Genomic DNA, 21126 nt, shown 5'->3' on the forward strand with positions numbered 1-21126 from the left:
GTGATCGATCGCAAAGCCGCTTACGCTGACCGATCCGGCATCGCCGGCGGGGCACGCGATGCCGGCGCCATCGCACAATCTGGCGAGCTTCACCTACTCGGTCCCCTTGCGCGCTTCGGGGATGAGCGGGGTGATAGAGGAAATATCGATATCGCGGCTGTCGTCGGGACGCACGCCGATCAGCGGGCCGATGCGGGGAACCAGCCGGCCGACGATCGGCGCGGCATTCCAGGCCGCCGTGCGCTGAAAGCTGGAGGCAATCGTTCCCCGCGGCTCGTCGAGCATGGCAATGACCACATAGCGCGGGCGATCCATCGGAAATGCCGCGGCAAAGGTGCTGACCAGGGCCGAGCGCCGGTATCCGCCGACCCCCGGCTTTTCCGCCGAACCGGTCTTGCCCCCCACCCGGTACCCGGGCGCATCGCCATTGCGCCCGGTGCCGTAGATCGAGATCGCGCGCATCAGCTGGCGCATGCGGCTGGAAGTCGACGCCTTGAAGACCCGGCGGCCCTGCGGCACGTCGCCCGGGGCCAGCCGGTGCAGCGTGGCGGGACGCCAGATTCCGCCGTTGACCATCGCGGCATAGGCGCTCGCCAGATGCAGCGGGGTGACCGCGATACCGTGGCCATAGCTCACCGTCATGCTGCGCAGGCGCGGCCATTTCTCGCCGGGCCAAAGCGGAAAGCCCTTGGCCGGAAGCTCGATATACGGGCGCTCGTTCATGCCGAGATCGATCATCGTCTGGCGCAGCCGTTCCGGCCCCAGTTCGTCGGCGATACGGGCGGTGACGGTGTTGGACGAATGGATCAGCGTTTCCACCACGTTGAGCGTCGGACCCATTGCATGGCTGTCCTTGATCGAGAATCGTCCCACCTTGACCGGCGAGGCATCGTAGCGCCGCCCGAAATCGCGCACCGTTCCGGCATCGATCGCTGCAGCAACAGACAGGGGCTTGAAGGTCGAGCCGAGCTCGTAGACCTGATTGGTCACGCGATTGAACATCAGTTCCTGCCCGCGCTTGTCGATCTTGTTGGGATCGAATTCGGGCAGGCTGGCAAGCGCAAGCACCTCGCCGGTATCGACATCGAGCACGATGCCGGCGGCGCCCTGGGCATCGGTCAGCTTCATGCCGCGGCGCAGTTCATCCTCGAGCGCGCCCTGCACCCGCACGTCGATCGAAAGCGTTTGCGGCGTGCCGCGCCGCGCAGGATCGGTCAGCTCGGCGTCGAGTACCTGCTCCATGCCAACGCGGCCCTTGCCGTCCGCCCCGACATAGCCAAGCACATGTGCGCCCATCGAACCCTGCGGATAGTGCCGGTCGTTCTCCATCGGCATCTCGAGCGCGAGCTCGCCGATATCCTGGACCCGGTTGGCCTCTTCGGGCAGCAGACGCCGGCGGATGTAGCCTTGCCGGCCGCTGGCTAGCTGGGCCTCGATGCGCCCTTCGTCGAGATCGGGGAAGATCGCCTTCAGCTTGGCCGCGACGACGTCGGGCGACCGGACCAGCGGGTCGCTGCCCGGGCCGAGCGCCTCGGGATTGAACCACAGCGCATAGGCCGGGAACGCCCGTGCCAGCGGCACGCCGTTGCGGTCGACGATCTCGCCGCGGGTCGGCAGCAAGGCCTCTTCCAGCGAAGTCGCCCGGGTGGTTTCCCCGCCCATGCCGAGATAGGCGATACGCAGCATCGCAACCAGGATGATGAAGGCAAAGGCGAGGCTCAACCAGATAATCCGCAGACGCGCCTGCGCCACCGCACCCTGCCGGATGCTGACCAGTTGCACACGTCCGCTGGCGACAGCGGTGCTGATCGGCGCGGCACCGTGGTGCCACGGGTTCATCGCGTTCACTGGCTGAACTCGGCTGCCGCGGCGAGCGCGGTGGCATTGGGCCGGGCCAGACGCTCCGCCAGCGTTCCTCCCCGCGATGCCGCCGGTGCCGGGCGGGCCTCGGCGTCATCGCCGGCGGGGGCGTCCTCGTCGCCCAGCCAGTCCGGTAGCAGGGTGGTATCTTCGGCGACCGGCTTGCGCGCCATGGCGAACCGGATCGGATTGGGGGCATTCTTGCCTCGCGGCACGCCGAGCGCAGCCAGTTGCCGTTCGTGCTCGACGTACTGATCGGCTCGCGGTGCGCTGTACCCGAACTCTACCGCATTCCAGTCGGCCAGCTGCTGCTGGCTGGCCCGGGTCTGGAATTCGGTTTCGAGCATCAGCCGCGCGTACTGCGCCTCGATGATATCGCGTTCGACCAGGCGGACCTGGCCCTTGACCGCGTTGACCTTGAAGGTCAGCGCGAGCAGCGCAGCAAAGCCCAGCGAAAGGACGACCAGCCAGCCGATCTGGAGCATGCGGGCGTTGGCAGTCATCACGCCGCCTCCCGCGCCGGTGCGGCGGTCCGCAGGGCATGACGCAGGACCGACGAACGCGCGCGCGGATTGCGGGCGAGTTCCGCATCGCCGGGCTTGATCGCCCGGGACACCCTGGTGAAGACCGGATCGCCATGCACTGCCATGGGGACATGACGCGAGGCGTTCTGGGTAGCGGACGCCTCGCGCAGGAAGCGCTTGACGATCCGGTCTTCGAGGCTGTGGAAGCTGACCACCGCGAGGCGGCCCCCTTCGCGCAGCAGGTGTTCGGCAGCCGACAAGGCTTGGGACAGTTCGTCGAGCTCGCCGTTCACGTGAATGCGGATGGCTTGGAAAGTCCGGGTGGCAGGATCCTTGGGCGCACCTTGCCGGTGACCCAGCGCCTTGCGCACGATCTGGGCCAGCTGCCCCGTCGTCTCCAGCGGGCGTGCGGCCACGATCGCCCGTGCGATGCGGCGCGACTGGCGTTCCTCGCCATAGCGATAGATGACGTCCGCGATCACCTCTTCGTCCGCGTCGTTGAGAAAGTCCGCGGCACTTTCGCCCGCCTGGCTCATGCGCATGTCCAGCGGCCCCTCGACCGAGAAGGCGAAGCCCCGCCGGGCCTGATCGAGCTGCATGGACGAGACCCCGATATCCATCACCACCGCGTCGACTCGCGCCACTCCGGCCGACGTCATGACGTCAAGCATTTCGGAGAAACGGTGCGGATAAAGAATAAGCCGCGGCGGGTTTTCCCCCGTCTCGGGCCATTGGCGGCCGGCGTCGATCGCGTCGGGATCACGGTCGAAGGCATGCACGGTCGCCCCCTTGTCGAGCAGCGCACGGGTATAGCCGCCCGCACCGAAGGTCGCGTCGATCACGACATCGCCCGGCCGCGGATCGAGCGCGGCAACCACCTCGTCGAGCAGCACGGGGATGTGGGGTGCGGCGGCCGCGCTCATTTGCTCTTGGCCTTCGCTTCGGCGAGGAAGCTGGCGCAGGCGGCCTTCGCCCCTGCCCATTCGTCACCCATCTTGGCCAGTTCGTCCGGGTTCCAGAGGGTGAAGAAGCGTCCGGCACCCTGGAAATAAAGGCCGTCCTCGATCCGGCCAAGCAACCGCAGATGCTCCGGCATGACGAAGCGACCGCTATCGTCGAACGGCATTTCCTGAAATCCGAACAGCTGGCTGGCCCGGGTATCCCGGTCGAAGTCCTTGCCAAGCCGAAGGTGCTTTTCTTCTTCGCGGTCCAGCTGCTCGTCGAGCTCGCCCTTGCGGCTGGTGCCGAAGCCGACCAGGCAATCCCACTTGTCGTGCTTCATCAGGCACAGGACGCGGCCATCGCTACTGTCCTTGACCGCCTTGCGGAACAGGGGCGGAAGCACATAGCGGCCCTTATCGCCTGCTGGCGAATAGGCTTGTCCGCTGTAACCTCCGAATTGCACCTGCCCCGTCCCCGGCCATACGTTGCACGCCTAACCCGGACACGATCTCCCCGCCCCCCGGTCCGCAGACCGGCAGCTCACCGCGGAAAACGCAGTGCGCGAAGACATCTTCTGTCCGATGCCAAGGACCTTATCCAAAACGCAGACGGGATGGAAGGGATTTTCACGGGATTTTACGGGAAAATGATTTAGATATTTGAGAATTAGAGATTTTTCCGAAAGGGCGATGCAAACAAACGTTAACGAAATCCTACCCACCCCTCGGCAGAATCGGCCGATACATGCGACTTTTCGCCATGGGTTAAAGGGCCCCTATCCGGCAGAAGGACGTTTTCCCGTATTATCCCCGATCCAACCGGACCGCGGCTAATCGGCGAAGGCGCGCTCTGTCAGGGCGGAAAGCGCCTCGCGCGAGGTCGCGCTGTTTCGTCGCTGATCGAGCAGGTCGGCATCGGCCACGACGACGGCCCGCCCGTCACCGATGGCGCAGCTGGCGATCAAGCCCGCGACGCCCACTGTGCATTGCCCCTGCCCGCCGGCGGGCGGCCTTGGAACCAGCAGCCCCGCCATGGCGACGGGAAGGGCGATGCCGTCGCTGGTGACGGTGCGCTCAGCCTCGCCCTGTCTCTCGTCGAACCGAAGATCGAGCCCCCAACGGGCGAGAATGGGCGAAAGAAGGACCACGTCCTGCGGACGGCGCTTGTCTCCGATCGGGAAAGCCGATTCCTGCACCAGCATCGGATCGGCAAGCACAAGCACCTCTCCCCCGTCCCGAACCCAGGTATCGAGCGCGACGTTTTCCTCCGGCGCCAGCGCACGCGGCTGGGCGAGCAGCAGGCGATCGACATCGGCCAGCGTCTGCGGCGTCAGGACATCCAGCGGGACCAAGCGGTAATCTTCCTCGAGCGCGGTCCGGGCCCAATGCGGTGCAGCCCCAGTGTCCAGCATCGCGGTGACGTCGCGCACCTCGCCCCAATAGATGGGCAAGGTCGTGAACAGGCCCAGCGGAGGCCGCTCCTCGCTCGCCGCCTTCTCGTTCGATGCGCCGTTGCAGCCGGCCAGCATCACCGCGCCGGCAAGCGCTGCGACGATCCGTTCAGTTCGCCGGCGGATTGGCACCTCCGGCCCCCTGTTCCGGGACGGGAGCGGGCGACAACGTGGATGCGGTTTCGGGTGTTTCGCTGGGCATGTCGGGAACAACGCCGGCTTCGACCAGGGGATCGCTGGCAACCGGCGGAGCGGCGCCCTGCTTGGCCGCGGGTACGGTTGCAGGAAGGTTGGTCCCTTCCGCCTGGGCTGCCCGGTTCTGGATGACGCTGGCCAGTCCTACCAGCAGCACCATCAGCACCACCCCGATGGCGCCGATCTGCAAGCGCTGGATCATGTGGCGCCGGGTTTCGCGCGGCAGGCCTTCGGTATAGTCCCCGTTGTCGGCCGGCCGGGTCATGTCGTAGGACCGGCCAAATTGCGACAGTTTCATCATCGTGCGATCACTCCTCCGGTCGAGGCAGCCAGTCGAAGACCGGCAGCCCCTTTTCGGCCAGCCAGGCAGGATTGTAGAGGGTCGAGAGATAACGGAAACCGGTATCGCACAGGATCGTCGCCACCCGCGGCCGCTCGACGCCCCGCGCCTTGAGCTCGGAAGCCAGGGCAACGGCCCCTGCCACGTTGATACCGCTCGACAAGCCGAGGCAAAGCCCCTCTTCGCGCAGCAGCCTTGCCACCCAGTCAAGGCCCTCTTCGTCCGCGATCCTGAACTGCGTATCGATCGGCGCATCTTGAAGGTTGCCGGTGATCCGCCCCTGCCCGATCCCTTCCGCGACCGAGTTCCCCTCGCTCCGAAGTTCGCCATGGGCATAGTATTCGTACAGGGCCGCGCCATGCGGGTCCGTCAGCGCGATGGTGATAGCGGGATCGTACCGCTTGAGGCCGATGCCGACCCCGGCGATGGTCCCCCCGGTCCCGGCAGCGCAGGTAAAGCCGTCGATCCGGTGGTCCATCTGCTGCCACAGTTCCGTCGCCGTCCCCTCGATATGGGCAGCACGGTTGGCCTGGTTGTCGAACTGGTTGGCCCAGACCGCCCCCGGGGTCTGCTCGGCCAGCCGCCGTGAGGTATGGACGAAATGGTTCGGGTCGGCGAACTTGGTCGGCGGCACCGTCACCAGTTGCGCGCCCAGCGCGCGCAAGGTGGCCATCTTCTCGGCCGACTGATTGTCGGGCATGACGATGATCGTTCGGTATCCCAGCGCATTGGCGACCAGCGCGATACCGATACCGGTATTGCCCGCCGTCCCCTCGACCACCGTACCGCCGGGTTGCAGGGCCCCGCGGGCCTCGGCATCGCGAATGATGTTAAGCGCGGCGCGGTCCTTCACCGAGGCGCCCGGGTTGGCAAATTCGCACTTGCCGAAGATGTCGGCCCCTGCCGCCTCGCTTGGCCCCTTGAGATGGACGAGCGGCGTGTTGCCGATAAGGGCGAGTGTATCAGGGCAAGGCGGAGGTACGGTCATGTCCGCCAAGTAAGGTCAGCTGCCGCCCGCCACAACCGCTGTCAGTCTTCCGGTGCAATCGCAACCTTCAGACCATCAAGCGCATCGGTGAACGGGATCTGGCAGGAAAGGCGCGAGGTGGCCGCGCGGTGATCGCTCGATTCAAGCAGATCGTCCTCGTCCTCGCTCATCGCCGGAAGGCTGTCGAAAAAGGCCGGATCGACGTGGACATGGCAGGTCGCGCAGGAACAGCAGCCACCGCACAGGGCCAGCAGTTCGTCGAACCCGTTGTCGCGGATCGCTTCCATCACCGTCAGACCGTCGCCGACCGCGATTTCGGAGGTCTCGCCGTTGCGGCTGGTGACGATAAGCTTGGGCATGTGTGCTGTCCTCGATTGCCTTGCCCGGCGGGCGGGCCCTATGTGCGCGGCTGCTATTCAATCGCGGCAGGTTAGGCAAGGCGGCGAAGAGCGAGGCAGCGACAGTGGGATTGACCAGGGAAAGACTGCACCGCGATCTCGATGCGGTCGCCGCACACCATCCCGCGGTGGCGACGGCGCTTGAACGCTGCGGCTATCCCGAACCGCGCCTTCATCCGGCCGGCTATCACACGATGTTGCGCACCATCATCGGGCAGCAGGTCAGCGTCGCCTCCGCCGCCTCGACCTGGGCGCGGCTCGAACAGACGCTGGGCAAGGATTTCGCGCCGGCCGACCTTCTTGCCCGCGACTTCGACGAGTTGCGCGCCTGCGGCCTGTCGCGGCAAAAGCAGGGCTATGTCCGCAGCCTGTGCGAACTGGTCGATACCAACGTGGTCGATTTCGTCGATCTGCCGTCCGACGACGAGGCGGCGATCGCCGAACTGACGAAGATCAAGGGCATCGGGCGCTGGTCGGCCGAAATCTATCTGCTGTTCGCCGAGGGCAGGCCCGATATCTGGCCGGCAGGCGATCTGGCGGTGCAGCAGGCCTGCGGCAAGCTGTGCGGCCTCGCCGAACGGCCGAGCGAGGCCGAAACCCGCAGTCTGGCCCAACCATGGCGCCCCCGGCGCGGTGCGATGGCGATCTTCACCTGGCACGTCTATGGCAACCCGGCACTCTGAGGGGAGAGCTGAACCGATGAACGAGCGCAAGACCATCTTCATCAGCGGCGGGGCCTCGGGCATCGGCCGCGCCATCGCCACGCTGTTCGGGCAGCGCGGCTGGTTCGTCGGCATCGGCGACATCGATCAGCCGGGAATGCGCGAAACCGAAAACGCGATCGGCCACGGCTTTGTCTATTCCCACCGGCTCGACGTGCGTGACCGGGGGGCGTGGGACGAAGCCCTGGAAGCGCTGGCGATCGCCGCGGGCGGGCGGATCGATGCAGTGGTCAACAACGCCGGCATCCCCCTTGGCGGCGGGCTTGTCGAGAACAGCGTCGATGAGATCGAGCGGTGTCTCGATATCAATCTCAAGGGCGTCCTGTTCGGCGCGCAGGCGGCTTATCCGTATCTTCAGCGAACGGCCCCGGGGTCGTGTCTGCTCAACATCTCCAGCGCGGCGGGCATCTACGGCACGCCGGGCGCCAGCGTCTATTCGGCCACGAAGTTCGGCGTGCGCGCCATCACCGAAAGCCTTGACGGCGAATGGGCCGCTGACGGTATCGCAGTACGCTCGCTGATGCCAGGTTTCATCGAGACGCCGTTGCTCGACCATTCGCCCAACGCGCAAAGCAACGAGGCGATCCGCCAGCGGGTGCGCGATGCCGGGCTGGAGATCACGCCTGTGACCGAAGTCGCCGAGGCGGCATGGCAGGCGGTTCATGGGGACCGTCTGCACACCCGGGTCGGCGCCACTGCCCGGCGGCTCGCTTTCGCCAGCCGCTGGCTACCGGCGCGTCTCCGGCGCGAAATGCGGTCGTCGGCCCGGCCGATGGGCCGCTAGGCGGGGGCCGCGCCCGGCAGGGCGTCGATCTTGCGCGCCATCTTGACGTCGCGCAGCGAAAGGCCGCCCGCGTCATGCGTCGTCAACGTGATGTCCACCTTGTTGTAGACGTTGAACCATTCCGGATGATGATCGCGCTTCTCCGCGATCAGCGCGACGCGGGTCATGAAGGCGAAGGCTTCCTCGAAATCGGCGAAGACGAACGACCGGGTGATGGCCGCACCTTCGCGCGCCAGCGACCACTGCGGCAGCGCCTGCAGCCAACTCTGCCGCTCCTCGTCCGACAATTGCTCCACCGACACAGCGCTCTCCCTTGCTTGTGGCGGAGGCCGCTTTTGCCTAACGACCGCCGCTATGCAACCCCGTCTCGCCGTGACCGACCTTGCCTGCCGGCGCGGTGACCGACTGTTGTTCAGGGGCCTCGGCTTCGCCTGTCACGAGGGAGAGGCGGTTCAGGTTCTTGGCGATAACGGGGTGGGCAAATCCAGCCTCCTGCGGCTGTGTGCCGGCCTGCTGACGCCCTTTGCCGGAACGATCGTGCGCACAGGCCCCGCCGCGCTGCTGGACGAGCGGCTTGCGCTCGATGCGAACCTTCCGCTGGGCCGGGCACTCGGGTTCTGGTGCGGGCTGGATGGCGCTGAACCTGGCGCGGCGATGGGCCCGCTCGACCTCGAACACCTCGCACAGGTGCCCGTGCGCTATCTGTCCACCGGTCAGCGCAAGCGGGCGATGATGGCCCGGGTGCTCGGGCAAAAGGCGCCGCTGTGGCTGCTGGACGAACCATTGTCGGGGCTCGACGAGCCGGCGCGCGCCCTGATCGCCGGGTTGGTGGCGGAACATTGCGCGGGCGGCGGCACAGCCGTCATCGCCTCGCACCAACCGCTCGGCCTGCCCGGCCTGCGCGCCATACACCTACGGGATTTCGCGGCATGATGAGCCGCCTGCTACGCCGCGACCTCGGCCTGCTGCTCCCCGGCGGGCGCGGCGGGGCGGGCGTGCTGCCGCTGTTGTTCTTCCTTGCGGTCGCCATGCTGTACCCGTTCGCGGTGGGCCCCGAGCCTGAGCTGCTGGCGCGAACCGGAGGGGGGGTGATCTGGGTGGCGGCGCTGCTTGCCGCGATCCTCCCGCTCGAACGGCTGGTCACCGGCGATCTCGAGGCGGGCGTCTTCGATCAGCTGGCGCTGCGCGGGATCAGCGAGGAATGGGCGATGGTGTCGCGCCTTGTTGCGCATTGGCTCGCCTTCGGACCGCTGCTGCTGATCGCGGCGGTTCCCGCTGCGGCCTTGCTCGGCCTTTCAGGAGAGACGCTGCGCACCGTGCTGCTCGGGTTGCTCGCGGGCACCCCGGGGCTGGCGGCGGTAGGCCTTGCGGTGGCGGCACTGACGGCGAGTCTGCGCGGCGGGGCGGCCCTTGCCGGGCTGATGGTCATCCCGCTCGCCGTGCCCTTGCTGATCTTCGGAGCGGGCGCACTCTCCCAGCCGGAAGCCGGCGGCCTGTTGCTGACCTGCGCCATCAGCCTTGGCCTGTGCGCGGTCGCCCCATTGGCCGCCGGCGCCGCGATCCGTGCGGCGCGCGACGCCTGAACCGTCAATAAGGCGGCTTGTGCAAGCCTTTCGGGCTGAGGGTGAAGATTTCAAGCCCGTCCTCGGTGATTCCGACCGAATGCTCGAACTGCGCGCTCAGGCTCTTGTCCCGAGTAACGGCGGTCCACCCGTCGCCGAGCAGCTTGGCATGAGGACGGCCAAGATTGATCATCGGCTCGATGGTGAAGAACATGCCGGGCTTCAGCAGCGGCCCCGTCCCCGCCCGGCCGGTATGGACCACTTCGGGGGCATCGTGGAACAGTCGGCCAAGACCATGGCCGCAGAACTCCTGCACCACGCCATAGCGGTGCTGCCGCGCATGATCCTCGATCACCGCACCGATGTCGCCCAGCCGCGCCCCCGGCTTGCCAGCGGCCTCGATGCCCAGCATCAGGCATTCGTAGGTCACGTCGACCAGCCGCCGGGCCTTGAGCGGCACGTCGCCGACCAGATACATGCGGCTGCTATCGCCGTGCCAGCCGTCGAGCAGGGGGGTCACGTCGATATTGACGATATCCCCGTCCTTCAGCGGTTTGTCGCCCGGAATACCGTGGCAGATGACATGGTTGATCGAGGTGCAGCAGCTATGGGCATAGCCGCGATACCCCATCGTCGCCGGGACCGCGCCTGCATCCAGCGTCATCGTGCGGACGAGATCGTCGATCGCGCCGGTGGTGATGCCGGGCGCCACGAAACCGGCCAGCTCGTCGAGAATTTCGGCAGCCAGCCGTCCGGCGCGGCGCATCCCCTCGAAGGCCTCCGGGCCGTGCAGCTTGATGGTGCCATCGCGCAAGACGGTCTCGTTACCGTCGATAACCTGATATTCTGTCATGTCGCCCGAGATAGCGAAGGCAGTGCCGGATTGCGAGGGTTCACCGCGGGGCGGCGAACGCGGTCCGGAATGCAGGCTTCACCGCGGAGGTGATCGCCGCGTCCACCGGAAAGACGAGTTCGTAAGCCCCCTCGGCATAGGGTCCGGCGACATAGGGTCCGAAATAGATCGCGATCCGGTCGAACGTTTTGCCTTGCGACGACGCCACGAGGACGCTCGCCTCGTCCAGGGCCGGGCACTGGTTCGGCCATTCCCGATTTGTGCGGCTTGCCGGCATCCCCCGCCGGGTGCCCCGTTCGGCATCGAGCGCCGCGCACAGCGCCGGACCAATCGCGTCCTGCAGCACGGCGGGTGAGACAAACAGGTCGATCGCCTCGCGCGGCTCCCCCGCGGCCCGATCCCATACCAGAGACTGCCGGTGGCTCATCCCGTGGGCGCCGCCCGTGTACTGATAGATATCGGCTGCAAGGCTGAGGAAGGCAGGAACGTCGCCCAGGACCGACCATTCCTTGCGCAATTCGCGCATCTGGCACGAGACGCAGCCCGCCGGCGCATCGCGCAGCGCAGCGTCCCATTCGGCTTCCTGTTCGGCAAGCAAGCGGGTCCGTTCGCGCAGCAGGAAGGAGGCAAGGTTGGGCTCGGCGGCGACTTCGGCAGGCCAGCTGTAGACGAACATCCGACTGCCGTCGCCCTTGCTGGCTTTGCTTTCGAACCGGACCGGCTGCGGCGGCAGGGCGGATGGGCTTGCCACCGGCGGCGGCCCGCACGAGACGCTCGACAGGGTCAGCAAAATCATCAAGATGGCGTATCGCATGAGGGCTCCTTTCGCCCGGCGCACCATAATCGAGGACGACGCAGCACCGATGGCCGGCATTCCCCATCTTATCGAAGCCGACCGCGGTCAGGAAGCGACCGCCTTGCACCTGGTCGATAAATCCACTGTCGATGATTTCATCAAGGCATTGGCGCCGGGGCAGCAGGCGGCGCTGGCGGCGCAGCGCTTCGCCGGCGGTGGCTACCAGACCGCCATCGTGCCCGACAGGGATGGCTGGTTCGCGGTCGGCGGTGTTGCCAATGTCGCCAGCCTGTCGAGCTGGTGCATGGCCAAGCTTGCGGAATTCCTCCCCGCCGGAACGTACCGCCTCGCGAACGGCGATCCCGGCCCGGCGCTGCATGGCTGGCAGACGGCGCAATATCAGTTCGATCGCTACAAGAAGGACGAGGACGCCCCGGGCAAGCGTATCCTGCTGACGCGCGAGGCGGCACGGATCGCGCCTGCGATCGCCGAAGCGGGGGCGGTGTGTCTGGTCCGCGATCTGGTCAACACGCCGGCCGAAGACATGGGGCCCGCCGCGCTCGAAGCCGAATTCGAGCGGCTGGCGCAAGCGCACGGCGGCAGGCTGGAGGTGGTCCGCGGCGATCGGCTGGAACAGGACTATCCGATGGTCCACGCCGTCGGCCGCGCCGCGGCGCGCAGCCATGCACCCCGCCTCCTTCACCTGACCTGGGGCGAGCCTGCCGATCCGGTGCTGGCCGTGGTCGGCAAGGGGGTGGTTTTCGACAGCGGCGGGCTCGACATCAAGAACGCCAGCGGGATGCTGCTGATGAAAAAGGACATGGGCGGGGCCGCCCATGCCATCGCGTTGGCGCAGCTGATCATGCAGGCCAAGCTCAAGGTGCGCCTTCACCTGCTGGTCCCGGCGGTCGAGAACGCGATCAGCAGCAACGCCTTCCGCCCGGGCGACGTGCTGAAAAGCCGCAAGGGGCTGACGGTCGAAATCGGCAATACCGATGCCGAAGGGCGCCTGATCCTGGCCGACGCATTGACCCGCGCCAGCGAGGAGAGTCCCGATCTGGTTCTCGACTTCGCCACCCTGACCGGCGCGGCCCGGGTGGCGCTGGGTCCGGACCTGCCTGCGCTGATGGCGCGGAAGGACGAAACCGCCGACGCGCTGATTGCAGCGGGCAAGGCGTGCGACGATCAGGTCTGGCGCCTGCCGCTGCCCGAAGCCTATGCCGAGTGGCTCTCGTCCGATATCGCCGATACCGGCAACAACCACACCAACGGCTTTGCCGGCGCCAGCGTGGCCGGACTGTTCCTCGACAAGTTCGTCGCGCCGGGCCTCGACTGGGTGCATCTGGATACCTATGCCTGGCGCCCGTCCGGCAAGCCCGGCCGGCCCAAGGGCGGCGAGGCGCTGGGCCTGCGGGCCGCGTGGCACATGCTGCAGAAGCGTTACGCTGCGGCATAACCCGCCGCCGCTCCCTTGCCGGATCGCGGCAGGGCGGGTAAGCGCCCCCATCCGCAACGAAGGGCATCCACAAGTACGGTGAGCGAAGAGCCGCGCTATCCACTTCCGCAAGGTATCGTTGGTCTGAATGGCCCGGTCGAAAAGCCGGAGCCGGGAACGCTGCCGTTGCGCGGCGATCTGGCGCATATCGCACTCGCCAACCGGTATCTTGCCGCCCATTATGTCGTGCCCCTGCCCCGCGTCATCGGGACGAAGGACGTAACGCTCAAGCTCGCCATGCGCGAGGACGGCGCGGATGGGGCAGTCCTGCCCGCCGGTACGCCGGTCGAATTGCTCGACAGTGCGGGACGATGGTCGTGGATCGCGTGCGGGCCGGACGGGCCGAGCGGCTATGTGCTGACCGAGGCCCTTTCGCCCGGCGCGCCCGGCGAAGATGCCGCATAAGGTTTTCATCGACGGTGCGGCCGGGACCACGGGCCTCGAGATCGCGGTGCGGCTCGAAGACCGTGCCGAATTTGCCCTGATCACCCTCGATGACGACCGACGCAAGGACGCCCGCGCCCGTGCCGATGCCTTGAATTCAGCCGACATCGCCATCCTGTGCCTGCCCGACGATGCCGCACGCGAGGCGGTGGCGATGATCGATCCGCAATCGCGTGTGAAGGTGATCGACGCATCAAGCGCGCACCGCGTGGCCCCGGGCTGGACCTATGGCTTTCCCGAACTGTGCGGTGCCGACGTGGTCGCGCGTGCCACGCGGGTTTCCAACCCAGGCTGTTATCCCACAGGCTTTCTCGCCTTGGTCGCGCCCCTCGTCCGCAGCGGCCTGCTGCCCGCGGACTGGCCCTACACGGTCAATGCGGTCAGCGGCTATTCGGGCGGCGGCAAGCCCCTGATCGCGCGGTTCGGCCAGCCCGATGCCCCCGCCTATCGCGCCTATGGTTACGACATGACGCACAAGCATCGTGCGGAAATGAAAGCTCACGCCGGACTCGCGCACGGGGTGATCTTCGCCCCCTCCGTCGTCCCGGCCTACCGCGGAATGATCGTGGAGGTGCCGCTTCACCTTGGCGCCATGACTGGCGAGGTCACGGCAGCGTCCCTGACTGAAGCCCTGAAGACGTTCTATGCCGATGCCCCATTGGTCCTAGTCGTCGATAGCGAGGGCATCGACGAACTCGTGCTGGAACGGGACGGCGCGCCCGATGACGGCATGGAACTGTTCGTCTTCGGCAACGAGGGCGGGTGGCATGCGAGGCTCGTCGCCCGGCTGGACAATCTCGGCAAGGGTGCCGCCGGCGCCGCGATCCAGTCTCTCAACCTGATGTGCGGGCTGCCCGAGACGAGCGGGCTGCGACTGCCGGCGACGCGATGAAGGCCGTGCACGGTTTTTGTGCAGGTGCGATATGATGGTTGGCGGGGCCTGCCCGGCACGGCACAAGACACAAGTGCTCGCGGCCGGCCGGCCGAGTCGGCAGCTACGGACTTTGGCGACGCCGTTTGATGAGGGATGAGACCGGGTGAAGAAGATCGAAGCCATCATCAAGCCGTTCAAGCTCGACGAGGTGAAGGAGGCGCTGCACGATGTCGGCGTATCCGGGATCACCGTGCTCGAAGCCAAGGGGTTCGGCCGGCAGAAAGGCCATACCGAGCTTTATCGCGGGGCTGAATATGTCGTCGATTTCCTGCCCAAGGTGAAGCTCGAGGTCGTCGTCACGGACGATCTTGCCGACCGGGTGGTCGAGGCCATCGCCGCTGCGGCGCAGACCGGCCGGATCGGCGATGGCAAGATTTTCGTCTCGCAGGTCGAAGGCGCAATGCGCATCCGTACCGGCGAGCGTGACGAGGACGCAATCTAACCGGCGCAAGAGGCAGCGCCAGCCACCTATCTCACGGAGGACATCATGGCCGAACCAAAGGACATCATCGAACGGATCGCGGACGAGGGGATCGAATGGGTGGACCTGCGCTTCACCGACCCCAAGGGCAAGTGGCAGCACCTGACCATGGTCGCCAGGACGCTCGATGAAGATCAGCTGGAAGACGGCCTGATGTTCGATGGCTCGTCGATCGCCGGGTGGAAGGTCATCAACGAATCCGACATGATTCTGAAACCCGACCTCGATCGGGTGTATGTCGATCCCTTCAGCGCCGAACCCATGCTGATCGTTTTCTGCGACATCGTCGAACCGTCCACGGGTGACTGGTACGCGCGCGATCCGCGCACCACGGCCAAGCGGGCCGAGGCCTATCTCAAGACCACCGGGATCGGCGATACGATCTATGTCGGCCCGGAGGCCGAATTCTTCATGTTCGACGACGTCCGGTTCGAGGATGGATACGCCGCATCGGGCTTCCGCCTCGACGATATCGAACTGCCGACCAATACCGGCCGCGAATACGAAGCGGGCAACATGGCGCATCGCCCGCGCGCGAAGGGGGGCTATTTCCCCGTCGCTCCGGTTGACAGCGGCGTCGATATCCGCGGCGAGATGGTCTCGACCATGATCGAGATGGGCCTCGATTGCGACAAGCATCACCATGAAGTGGCCGCTGCGCAGCACGAACTGGGGCTGACCTTCAGCACCCTGGTCGAAACCGCCGACAACATGCAGATCTACAAGTATGTGGTCCATCAGGTCGCGCACATCTACGGCAAGACCGCGACCTTCATGCCCAAGCCGATCCGTGACGATAACGGTTCGGGCATGCACGTCCACATGTCGATCTGGGACGGCGGCAAGCCGACCTTCGCCGGCAACCAGTATGGCGGGCTATCGGAAAACTGCCTCTATTACATCGGCGGGGTGATCAAGCATGCCAAGGCGCTGAACGCCTTCACCAACCCCACCACCAACAGCTACAAGCGGCTGGTTCCGGGGTTCGAGGCACCGGTTCTCCTAGCCTATTCGGCGCGCAACCGTTCGGCCAGCTGCCGCATCCCCTATGGCGCGGGCGACAAGGCCAAGCGGGTCGAGTTCCGGTTCCCGGACGCGATGGCCAACCCGTATCTCGCCTATGCGGCGCTGCTGATGGCCGGGCTCGACGGAATCCAGAACAAGATTCACCCGGGCGAGGCGATGGACAAGAACCTCTACGATCTGCCCCCGGCGGAACTGGCCGACGTGCCGACCGTGTGCGGATCGCTGCGCGAAGCGCTCGAGGCGCTGGCCGCAGACAACGAGTTCCTGTTGCGCGGGGACGTCTTCACCAAGGACCAGATCGACTCCTATTGCGAGCTGAAATGGGACGAGGTGAAGCGGATGGAAATGACCCCCTGCGCAGTCGAATTTGATATGTACTACAGCGCCTGATCACATGCGAAGGCCGCGGGCAGCCGGGGGGTGCGCCCCCCTCGGCGCCTGCGATGCCGGGGGCTTCGTCACCGTCCCGCCCGACAATCGACAAAGGACACCGCCCGCCGCACTGACGCACCGATGCCGCTTGGCGCTTAATGCGCCAGCCGGTAATCCAGCGGCAGGCCGTCCTTCGACGGCAGTTTTTCTTCCGCATCCTGCACCCGCGGGCGGGTGGCTTCTGCGATCAGTCGCCGCTGTTCGTCCTCGGGCATCCGCTCCCACCCTGCCCGCGTCAGACGGTCGAGCGGCCGGAAGCGGACCTTGTACTGCATCCGCTGCGACCCTTCGACCCAATAGCCGAGATAGACGTAAGGCAGGCCTTCGGCTGCCGCGCGGCGGATATGGTCGAGGATGATGAAATTGCCGAACCCTCCCCGATCCTGGAGGTCGGGATCGTAGAAGCTGTAGATCATCGACAGACCGTCGCCTTGGACATCGGTCAGGCAAGCTCCGACAAGCCGTCCCGGCCCGCCACCTCGCGACGGTTCGCGATACTCAACGACGTGGCTCGACACCGGCGTATGCTCGACCATGTCGGCGAAATCGGATTCGTCCATTTCCGCCATTCCGCCGCCCGGATGCCGCGAGGCGAGATAACGGCGCAGCAGCTGGAACTGCTCGTCGGTCGCCCAGGGGCGGCACTCGCTCACCTCGATATCGCGATTGGCCCTCAGCGTGCGTTTCTGGCTGGTCGACGGCACGAATTCGGTCGCCGCCACCCGCACCGAAACACATGCCTGGCAGTCGAGGCAGGAGGGGCGATAGGCAACCGTCTGGCTGCGGCGAAAACCGATCCTGCCCAGCGCCTCGTTCAGTTCGTCCGCATTCTGGCCGCGCAGTTCGGTGAACACCTTGCGCTCGAACTTGCCTGGCAGATAGGGGCAGGCCGACGGACTGGTGACGAAGAAGCGAGGGAATCGGATCGGGGCCGTCACGGGGCTGGCGTCCTTTCGCGTCAGGAGAAAACGGCTGTTCTCGTGACGCTTATATGGCTCACCCGGGAAGGTGTTAAAAGTCTCTTAACCATCAAAATGCAGGCCAGGCCAGACGGACGGTCAAGCCCGCTATCGTCAGTCGGGTTTGGCGAGTTCGACCTGATAGCCCTTGGAGCTCAGCGCCGCGATCAGCGCCTCGATCTGCGCGCGGTCCTGCGCCTCGCATTCGAACTCGGTAATCAGCGCCTTGGCCGGCTGGCTGGTGAAGATGCGCTGATGGTGAATCTCGACGATATTGACGTTGTGCGCCTCGAATTCGCGCATCACGTGGAACAGTGCACCGGGGCGATCCCGAAGCGAGAGGCGCAGGCGCGCCAGCCGGCCCGAACGTGCAAGATCGCGCAGCAGCACTGTCGCAAGAAGGCGGGTATCGATATTGCCGCCGCACAGCACCAGCCCCACGCTCTTGCCGGCAAAGCGCTCGCGGTTCGACAGGACTGCCGCCAGTCCGGCCGCGCCCGCCCCTTCGACGACGGTCTTCTCGATCTGCAACAGCAGGGCCACCGCGTGTTCGAGAGCGGGCTCGTCGACCAGTAGGATCTCTCCGACCAGCGCGGCGATGATCTGCGAGGTAAACGCGCCAGGCGCCTTGACCGCGATGCCTTCCGCCAGCGTATCGCCGCCGCAGGCGCGGGTTTCCCCGGTCAGCGCGGAATACATCGAAGGATAGAGCGCCGCCTGCACGCCGATCATCTCGATCGCGGGGTTGATCGCGCTGGCCACGGTCGCCATGCCGCTCATCAGCCCGCCGCCGCCGATCGGGACGACCAGGCAATCGAAATCGCTCTTCACGTCGAGCATCTCGAGCGCGACCGTCCCCTGCCCGGCGGCAACCGCGGGATCGTCGAAGGGATGAACGAACGTCAGCTGCCGCTCCTGCTCGAGCACGCGGGCATGGGCATAGGCCTCATCGAATGTCTCGCCGAACAGGACTACCTGGCCGCCGACGCTTTCGGTCTGCATCACTTTGACGCTGGGGGTCGTGCGGGGCATCACGATGGTCACCGGGACGCCCAGACGCCGCCCGTGATAGGACAGGCCCTGCGAATGATTGCCGGCCGAGGCGGCAATGACACCCCGGCTGCGCTGCGCCTCGGGCATCAATAGCAGGGCGTTGAGCGCCCCGCGCTCCTTGTATGCCGCGGTAAATTGCTGGTTCTCGAACTTCAGCCAGATATCCGCCCCGGCAATCTCGGACAGGGTGATCGAGTGCAGAAGCGGGGTTCGCACCACCGCGCCCTCGATCCGCTGCGCCGCCGCCCGCACGTCCGCAATCGTCAGGAGGTCACGGGCCGGGGCTGTGAGGCTTTGCGCCGGGGGCTGGTTCATGTGCCCCGGCCTAGGCCCGGCCCGCCCGCGGTGCAATTGCGGAAAGGCTTTCGCCCTTTCGCGCATTGCCTTATCCGCTGCTCGATACGAAATTCCAGGGGTCGCCCGATCGATGAAGAACCAGCTTGCCGCCGCCCTTTCCGCTCTCGCCCTGATCTCCGCCAGCCCCGCGCTGGCCGATACGCTGGTCGATAACGTTCAGGGCATCACCGTCGGCGACGACGGCGAGATTGAGCAGTTCGACGCACTGGTCATCGGTGATGACGGCCGCATCGAAAGGGTTCTTCGGCGCGGCGATACCCGCCCGCGGACCGACTATCGCGAGGATGGCAAGGGCCGCGTCATGCTTCCCGGCCTCATCGACGCGCATCTCCATGTCATGGGCCTGGGGCTCGGCGCACTCACGCTGGACCTGTCGGACACGAAATCGCTCGACGAGGCCTTGGAGAAGATCCGCAGGTTCGCGCAGGAAAACGAATCGCGTCCGTGGATCCTCGGCCGGGGCTGGAATCAGGAAACCTGGGGTCTGGGCCGTTTCCCGACGGCAGCCGAACTTGACCGCGCGGTTGCCGATCGGCCCGTCTACCTCCAGCGGGTCGACGGTCATGCCGGCTGGGCCAATACCCTTGCGCTGAAGGCCGCCGGGATCACCGCCAAGACCAAGGCTCCGGCCGGCGGGCGGGTCGAACGGCTGCCCGGTTCGCAGGAACCCTCGGGCATCTTTGTCGATGCCGCGGAAAACCTGATGCAAGAGGCCATCCCCGCACCGCGTCCGGCCGATCGCGATCTTGCCCTGCAAGAGGCGCAGAAGCGGCTTCATGCGCTCGGCATCACGGCGGTGGCCGACATGGGCACCACGATCGAGGACTGGCAGGCCTTTCGCCGCGCGGGCGATCGCGGCGCGTTGACCTTGCGGATCATGTCCTATGCCGCCGGCCCCGACCAGATGGTGCTGATCGGCGGTAGCGGGCCGACGCCATGGCTGTATGACGACAAGCTGCGGATGAACGGAGTCAAGCTGTATCTGGACGGTGCGCTCGGCAGCCGCGGCGCTTGGCTGAAACGTCCTTATGCCGACGATCCGGGCAATACCGGGTTGCCGCTCCTCGCCCCGGCACAATTGCGCAACATTCTGGTGCGGGCGGCGCAAGGAGGTTTCCAGCCTGCGGTCCATGCCATCGGCGATGCCGCGGATGCCGAAATACTCGATGCCATTGCCGAAATTGCCGAAAGCTATCCGCAAGACCTGCGCTGGCGGGTGGAACATGCCCAGATCGTCGATCCGGTCGATCTGGCCAAGTTCGGGCAGCACGGCATCATCGCCAGCATGCAGCCGGTCCATCAGACCTCCGACCGGCTGATGGCCGAAGCACGGCTGGGACCCGACCGGCTGACGGGCGCCTATGCCTGGAATTCGATCGCCCGCACCTCTGCGCGGCTGGCATTCGGATCCGATGCGCCGGTGGAATCCCCCGATCCCTTTGCCGGGATCGCCGCGGCGATCAGCCGCACCGATGCGGCCGGGCAACCGTTCGGCGGATGGAGGCCCGAAGAGCGCGTAAGCCGCGAGCAGGCGCTTGCCGCGTTTACCGCCGATGCGGCCTACGCAGGGTTCGCCGAAGGCCGCTTCGGCAGGCTGGCCGAGGGCGAGCGCGCCGATTTCGTGCTGGTCGACCGGGATCCCCTGTTGGCAACGCCCGAGCAAATCCGCGCGACGCGGGTGCTGCAGACCTGGGTCGGCGGACGCAAGGTCTATACCGCGGACTGAGCGTCCTCGGCGGCGGCGGCGGTATCGTCGCCCGGATCGGATGCCGCCGGGCGGCGCTTCTCGCTGATCTTCATGATCAGCATCGCCGCCTCGAACAGCATCAGCAACGGCACGGCCAGCAGGATCTGGGAACCGGGATCCGGCGGGGTGATGATCGCCGCGATGACGAAGACCAGCACGATCACGTACCGCCGCGCCTTGCTGAGCTGCGCATGGCTGACGATCCCTGCGCGGTGCAGCAGCAACAGCAGGACGGGAAGCAGGAAACTGAACCCGAAGGCCAGGATGAACTGCATGACCAGCCCGAGATAATCAGACGCGCTGGGCAAGGCGAGAATGTCGAGCCCGCCCGCCTCGCCCTGGAAACTCAGCATCCAGGCAAAGGCGGTGGGCATGACGAGATAATAGGCCAGCGCCGCGCCGGCCGTGAACAGGATCGGCGTCGCCAGAAGAAAAGGCAGAAACGCCTTCTTCTCCCGCGCGTACAGGCCGGGTGCGATAAAGGCCCATAACTGGTTCGCAATGAACGGAAAGCTCAGGCAGAACCCGCCGAAAAGGGCGACCTTCAGCTCGACGAAGAAGACCTCGTACAGCTTGGTAAAGATCAGCTGGCCCTCGCCCTGCGGAAAGGAATCCTTGAGCGGCTGAACCAGAAACCCCAGCAGCGCATCGGCAAAATAGAGGCAGATGCCGAACCCCGCCAGCAGGGCCAGCAGGCTGCGGACCAGCCGCGCGCGCAGCTCGATCAGGTGATCGAGCAGCGGTGCCTCGCTATCGTCGATGTCGCGGATCTTGAAGGCCATGG

The 21126-nt window shown here is 66.2% G+C and carries 24 protein-coding genes; 10 read left to right on the forward strand and 14 right to left on the reverse strand.

Annotation, left to right across the window (positions count from 1 at the left end):
• Window positions 1-93: 93 nt before the first annotated feature.
• The 8 genes from ACHFFA_RS08145 to ACHFFA_RS08180 all read right to left on the reverse strand — a co-directional run bounded on the left by ACHFFA_RS08145 (window position 94) and on the right by ACHFFA_RS08180 (window position 6658).
• Entirely contained in the window at window positions 94-1839 is a 1746-nt protein-coding gene (locus ACHFFA_RS08145) for a peptidoglycan D,D-transpeptidase FtsI family protein (protein ID WP_394270400.1), read from the reverse strand.
• Window positions 1840-1844: 5 nt separating this feature from the next.
• A complete protein-coding gene (locus ACHFFA_RS08150; protein ID WP_394270350.1) occupies window positions 1845-2363 on the reverse strand; it encodes a hypothetical protein in 519 nt (172 codons plus the stop codon).
• Complete coding sequence (gene rsmH / locus ACHFFA_RS08155; RefSeq protein WP_394270351.1) at window positions 2363-3307, reverse strand: 16S rRNA (cytosine(1402)-N(4))-methyltransferase RsmH; 945 nt, start codon at window positions 3305-3307, stop codon at window positions 2363-2365. Before rsmH ends, ACHFFA_RS08150 begins: the two co-directional genes overlap by 1 nt.
• The gene (locus ACHFFA_RS08160; protein WP_394270352.1) at window positions 3304-3729 is read right to left on the reverse strand and encodes a division/cell wall cluster transcriptional repressor MraZ; all 426 of its coding nucleotides are present in this window, start codon (window positions 3727-3729) and stop codon (window positions 3304-3306) included. The genes rsmH and ACHFFA_RS08160 overlap by 4 nt, the downstream gene beginning before the upstream one ends.
• A gap of 426 nt (window positions 3730-4155) precedes the next feature.
• Window positions 4156-4908 carry a Gldg family protein gene (locus ACHFFA_RS08165; protein WP_394270353.1) on the reverse strand — a complete coding sequence of 251 codons (753 nt, stop codon included), beginning with the start codon at window positions 4906-4908 and terminating at the stop codon, window positions 4156-4158.
• Complete coding sequence (locus tag ACHFFA_RS08170) at window positions 4886-5272, reverse strand: hypothetical protein (RefSeq protein WP_394270354.1); 387 nt, start codon at window positions 5270-5272, stop codon at window positions 4886-4888. The genes ACHFFA_RS08165 and ACHFFA_RS08170 overlap by 23 nt, the downstream gene beginning before the upstream one ends.
• A gap of 7 nt (window positions 5273-5279) precedes the next feature.
• Complete coding sequence (locus ACHFFA_RS08175; protein ID WP_394270355.1) at window positions 5280-6299, reverse strand: cysteine synthase A; 1020 nt, start codon at window positions 6297-6299, stop codon at window positions 5280-5282.
• 41 nt (window positions 6300-6340) lie between these two features.
• The gene (locus tag ACHFFA_RS08180; protein ID WP_394270356.1) at window positions 6341-6658 is read right to left on the reverse strand and encodes a 2Fe-2S iron-sulfur cluster-binding protein; all 318 of its coding nucleotides are present in this window, start codon (window positions 6656-6658) and stop codon (window positions 6341-6343) included.
• A 104-nt stretch (window positions 6659-6762) separates the two neighbouring features.
• Between ACHFFA_RS08180 and ACHFFA_RS08185 the strand changes: the two genes are divergently transcribed.
• The gene (locus ACHFFA_RS08185; RefSeq protein ID WP_394270357.1) at window positions 6763-7380 is read left to right on the forward strand and encodes a DNA-3-methyladenine glycosylase family protein; all 618 of its coding nucleotides are present in this window, start codon (window positions 6763-6765) and stop codon (window positions 7378-7380) included.
• A 16-nt stretch (window positions 7381-7396) separates the two neighbouring features.
• Complete coding sequence (locus ACHFFA_RS08190) at window positions 7397-8203, forward strand: SDR family oxidoreductase (RefSeq protein ID WP_394270358.1); 807 nt, start codon at window positions 7397-7399, stop codon at window positions 8201-8203.
• On the opposite strand, the gene ACHFFA_RS08195 is transcribed toward ACHFFA_RS08190, so the two are convergent.
• Window positions 8200-8505 carry a 4a-hydroxytetrahydrobiopterin dehydratase gene (locus ACHFFA_RS08195; RefSeq protein WP_394270359.1) on the reverse strand — a complete coding sequence of 102 codons (306 nt, stop codon included), beginning with the start codon at window positions 8503-8505 and terminating at the stop codon, window positions 8200-8202. The two genes, ACHFFA_RS08190 and ACHFFA_RS08195, sit on opposite strands and share 4 nt — an antisense overlap.
• Window positions 8506-8557: 52 nt before the next feature.
• On the opposite strand from ACHFFA_RS08195, the gene ccmA reads away from it, so the two are divergent.
• Window positions 8558-9136: a heme ABC exporter ATP-binding protein CcmA gene (gene ccmA / locus ACHFFA_RS08200; protein WP_394270360.1), complete on the forward strand. Its 579-nt coding sequence runs from the start codon at window positions 8558-8560 to the stop codon at window positions 9134-9136.
• A complete protein-coding gene (locus ACHFFA_RS08205) occupies window positions 9133-9786 on the forward strand; it encodes a heme exporter protein CcmB (protein ID WP_394270361.1) in 654 nt (217 codons plus the stop codon). Before ccmA ends, ACHFFA_RS08205 begins: the two co-directional genes overlap by 4 nt.
• A 4-nt stretch (window positions 9787-9790) precedes the next feature.
• Here ACHFFA_RS08205 and map read toward each other — a convergent pair whose 3' ends face one another.
• Window positions 9791-10618 carry a type I methionyl aminopeptidase gene (map, locus tag ACHFFA_RS08210; protein WP_394270362.1) on the reverse strand — a complete coding sequence of 276 codons (828 nt, stop codon included), beginning with the start codon at window positions 10616-10618 and terminating at the stop codon, window positions 9791-9793.
• Window positions 10619-10658: 40 nt separating this feature from the next.
• Window positions 10659-11432 carry a DUF4163 domain-containing protein gene (locus tag ACHFFA_RS08215; RefSeq protein ID WP_394270363.1) on the reverse strand — a complete coding sequence of 258 codons (774 nt, stop codon included), beginning with the start codon at window positions 11430-11432 and terminating at the stop codon, window positions 10659-10661.
• A gap of 49 nt (window positions 11433-11481) precedes the next feature.
• Between ACHFFA_RS08215 and ACHFFA_RS08220 the strand changes: the two genes are divergently transcribed.
• From ACHFFA_RS08220 to glnA, 5 genes are all read left to right on the forward strand, one after another.
• On the forward strand, window positions 11482-12870 hold the full coding sequence (locus ACHFFA_RS08220; RefSeq protein ID WP_394270401.1) for a leucyl aminopeptidase family protein: 1389 nt from the start codon (window positions 11482-11484) through the stop codon (window positions 12868-12870).
• 78 nt (window positions 12871-12948) lie between these two features.
• Window positions 12949-13314: a hypothetical protein gene (locus ACHFFA_RS08225; RefSeq protein ID WP_394270364.1), complete on the forward strand. Its 366-nt coding sequence runs from the start codon at window positions 12949-12951 to the stop codon at window positions 13312-13314.
• On the forward strand, window positions 13304-14245 hold the full coding sequence (gene argC, locus ACHFFA_RS08230; protein ID WP_394270365.1) for an N-acetyl-gamma-glutamyl-phosphate reductase: 942 nt from the start codon (window positions 13304-13306) through the stop codon (window positions 14243-14245). Before ACHFFA_RS08225 ends, argC begins: the two co-directional genes overlap by 11 nt.
• A gap of 145 nt (window positions 14246-14390) precedes the next feature.
• Complete coding sequence (locus tag ACHFFA_RS08235; RefSeq protein WP_394270366.1) at window positions 14391-14729, forward strand: P-II family nitrogen regulator; 339 nt, start codon at window positions 14391-14393, stop codon at window positions 14727-14729.
• Between the two features lie 45 nt (window positions 14730-14774).
• Window positions 14775-16184: a type I glutamate--ammonia ligase gene (glnA, locus tag ACHFFA_RS08240; RefSeq protein ID WP_394270367.1), complete on the forward strand. Its 1410-nt coding sequence runs from the start codon at window positions 14775-14777 to the stop codon at window positions 16182-16184.
• Window positions 16185-16321: 137 nt separating this feature from the next.
• Here the strand turns inward: glnA and ACHFFA_RS08245 are convergent, their stop codons facing one another.
• Together ACHFFA_RS08245 and ACHFFA_RS08250 are read right to left on the reverse strand one after the other, a co-directional pair.
• Window positions 16322-17164 (reverse strand): arginyltransferase, encoded by an 843-nt coding sequence (locus tag ACHFFA_RS08245; RefSeq protein WP_394270368.1) that lies wholly within the window; start codon window positions 17162-17164, stop codon window positions 16322-16324.
• Window positions 17165-17299: 135 nt separating this feature from the next.
• Window positions 17300-18553 carry a threonine ammonia-lyase gene (locus ACHFFA_RS08250; RefSeq protein WP_394270369.1) on the reverse strand — a complete coding sequence of 418 codons (1254 nt, stop codon included), beginning with the start codon at window positions 18551-18553 and terminating at the stop codon, window positions 17300-17302.
• A 112-nt stretch (window positions 18554-18665) separates the two neighbouring features.
• Between ACHFFA_RS08250 and ACHFFA_RS08255 the strand changes: the two genes are divergently transcribed.
• Window positions 18666-20321, forward strand: coding sequence for an amidohydrolase (locus tag ACHFFA_RS08255; protein ID WP_394270370.1), 1656 nt, complete (start codon window positions 18666-18668; stop codon window positions 20319-20321).
• On the opposite strand, the gene tatC is transcribed toward ACHFFA_RS08255, so the two are convergent.
• Window positions 20306-21124, reverse strand: coding sequence for a twin-arginine translocase subunit TatC (tatC, locus tag ACHFFA_RS08260; protein WP_394270371.1), 819 nt, complete (start codon window positions 21122-21124; stop codon window positions 20306-20308). The genes ACHFFA_RS08255 and tatC overlap by 16 nt on opposite strands.
• Window positions 21125-21126: the final 2 nt, after the last annotated feature.

This window comes from Qipengyuania sp. (assembly GCF_043423005.1).
Classification (GTDB): Bacteria; Pseudomonadota; Alphaproteobacteria; order Sphingomonadales; family Sphingomonadaceae; genus Qipengyuania.

Coding starts and splice junctions, on each gene's coding strand:
- ACHFFA_RS08145 (WP_394270400.1), bottom strand. CDS start 1,839: ATGAACCCGTGGCACCACGGTGCCGCGCCGATCAGCACCGCTGTCGCC.
- ACHFFA_RS08175 (WP_394270355.1), bottom strand. CDS start 6,299: ATGACCGTACCTCCGCCTTGCCCTGATACACTCGCCCTTATCGGCAAC.
- argC (WP_394270365.1), top strand. CDS start 13,304: ATGCCGCATAAGGTTTTCATCGACGGTGCGGCCGGGACCACGGGCCTC.
- ACHFFA_RS08205 (WP_394270361.1), top strand. CDS start 9,133: ATGATGAGCCGCCTGCTACGCCGCGACCTCGGCCTGCTGCTCCCCGGC.
- ACHFFA_RS08250 (WP_394270369.1), bottom strand. CDS start 18,553: ATGAACCAGCCCCCGGCGCAAAGCCTCACAGCCCCGGCCCGTGACCTC.
- tatC (WP_394270371.1), bottom strand. CDS start 21,124: ATGGCCTTCAAGATCCGCGACATCGACGATAGCGAGGCACCGCTGCTC.
- rsmH (WP_394270351.1), bottom strand. CDS start 3,307: ATGAGCGCGGCCGCCGCACCCCACATCCCCGTGCTGCTCGACGAGGTG.
- ACHFFA_RS08255 (WP_394270370.1), top strand. CDS start 18,666: ATGAAGAACCAGCTTGCCGCCGCCCTTTCCGCTCTCGCCCTGATCTCC.
- glnA (WP_394270367.1), top strand. CDS start 14,775: ATGGCCGAACCAAAGGACATCATCGAACGGATCGCGGACGAGGGGATC.
- ACHFFA_RS08150 (WP_394270350.1), bottom strand. CDS start 2,363: ATGACTGCCAACGCCCGCATGCTCCAGATCGGCTGGCTGGTCGTCCTT.
- ACHFFA_RS08220 (WP_394270401.1), top strand. CDS start 11,482: ATGGCCGGCATTCCCCATCTTATCGAAGCCGACCGCGGTCAGGAAGCG.
- ACHFFA_RS08180 (WP_394270356.1), bottom strand. CDS start 6,658: ATGCCCAAGCTTATCGTCACCAGCCGCAACGGCGAGACCTCCGAAATC.
- ACHFFA_RS08215 (WP_394270363.1), bottom strand. CDS start 11,432: ATGCGATACGCCATCTTGATGATTTTGCTGACCCTGTCGAGCGTCTCG.
- ccmA (WP_394270360.1), top strand. CDS start 8,558: ATGCAACCCCGTCTCGCCGTGACCGACCTTGCCTGCCGGCGCGGTGAC.
- ACHFFA_RS08170 (WP_394270354.1), bottom strand. CDS start 5,272: ATGATGAAACTGTCGCAATTTGGCCGGTCCTACGACATGACCCGGCCG.
- map (WP_394270362.1), bottom strand. CDS start 10,618: ATGACAGAATATCAGGTTATCGACGGTAACGAGACCGTCTTGCGCGAT.
- ACHFFA_RS08190 (WP_394270358.1), top strand. CDS start 7,397: ATGAACGAGCGCAAGACCATCTTCATCAGCGGCGGGGCCTCGGGCATC.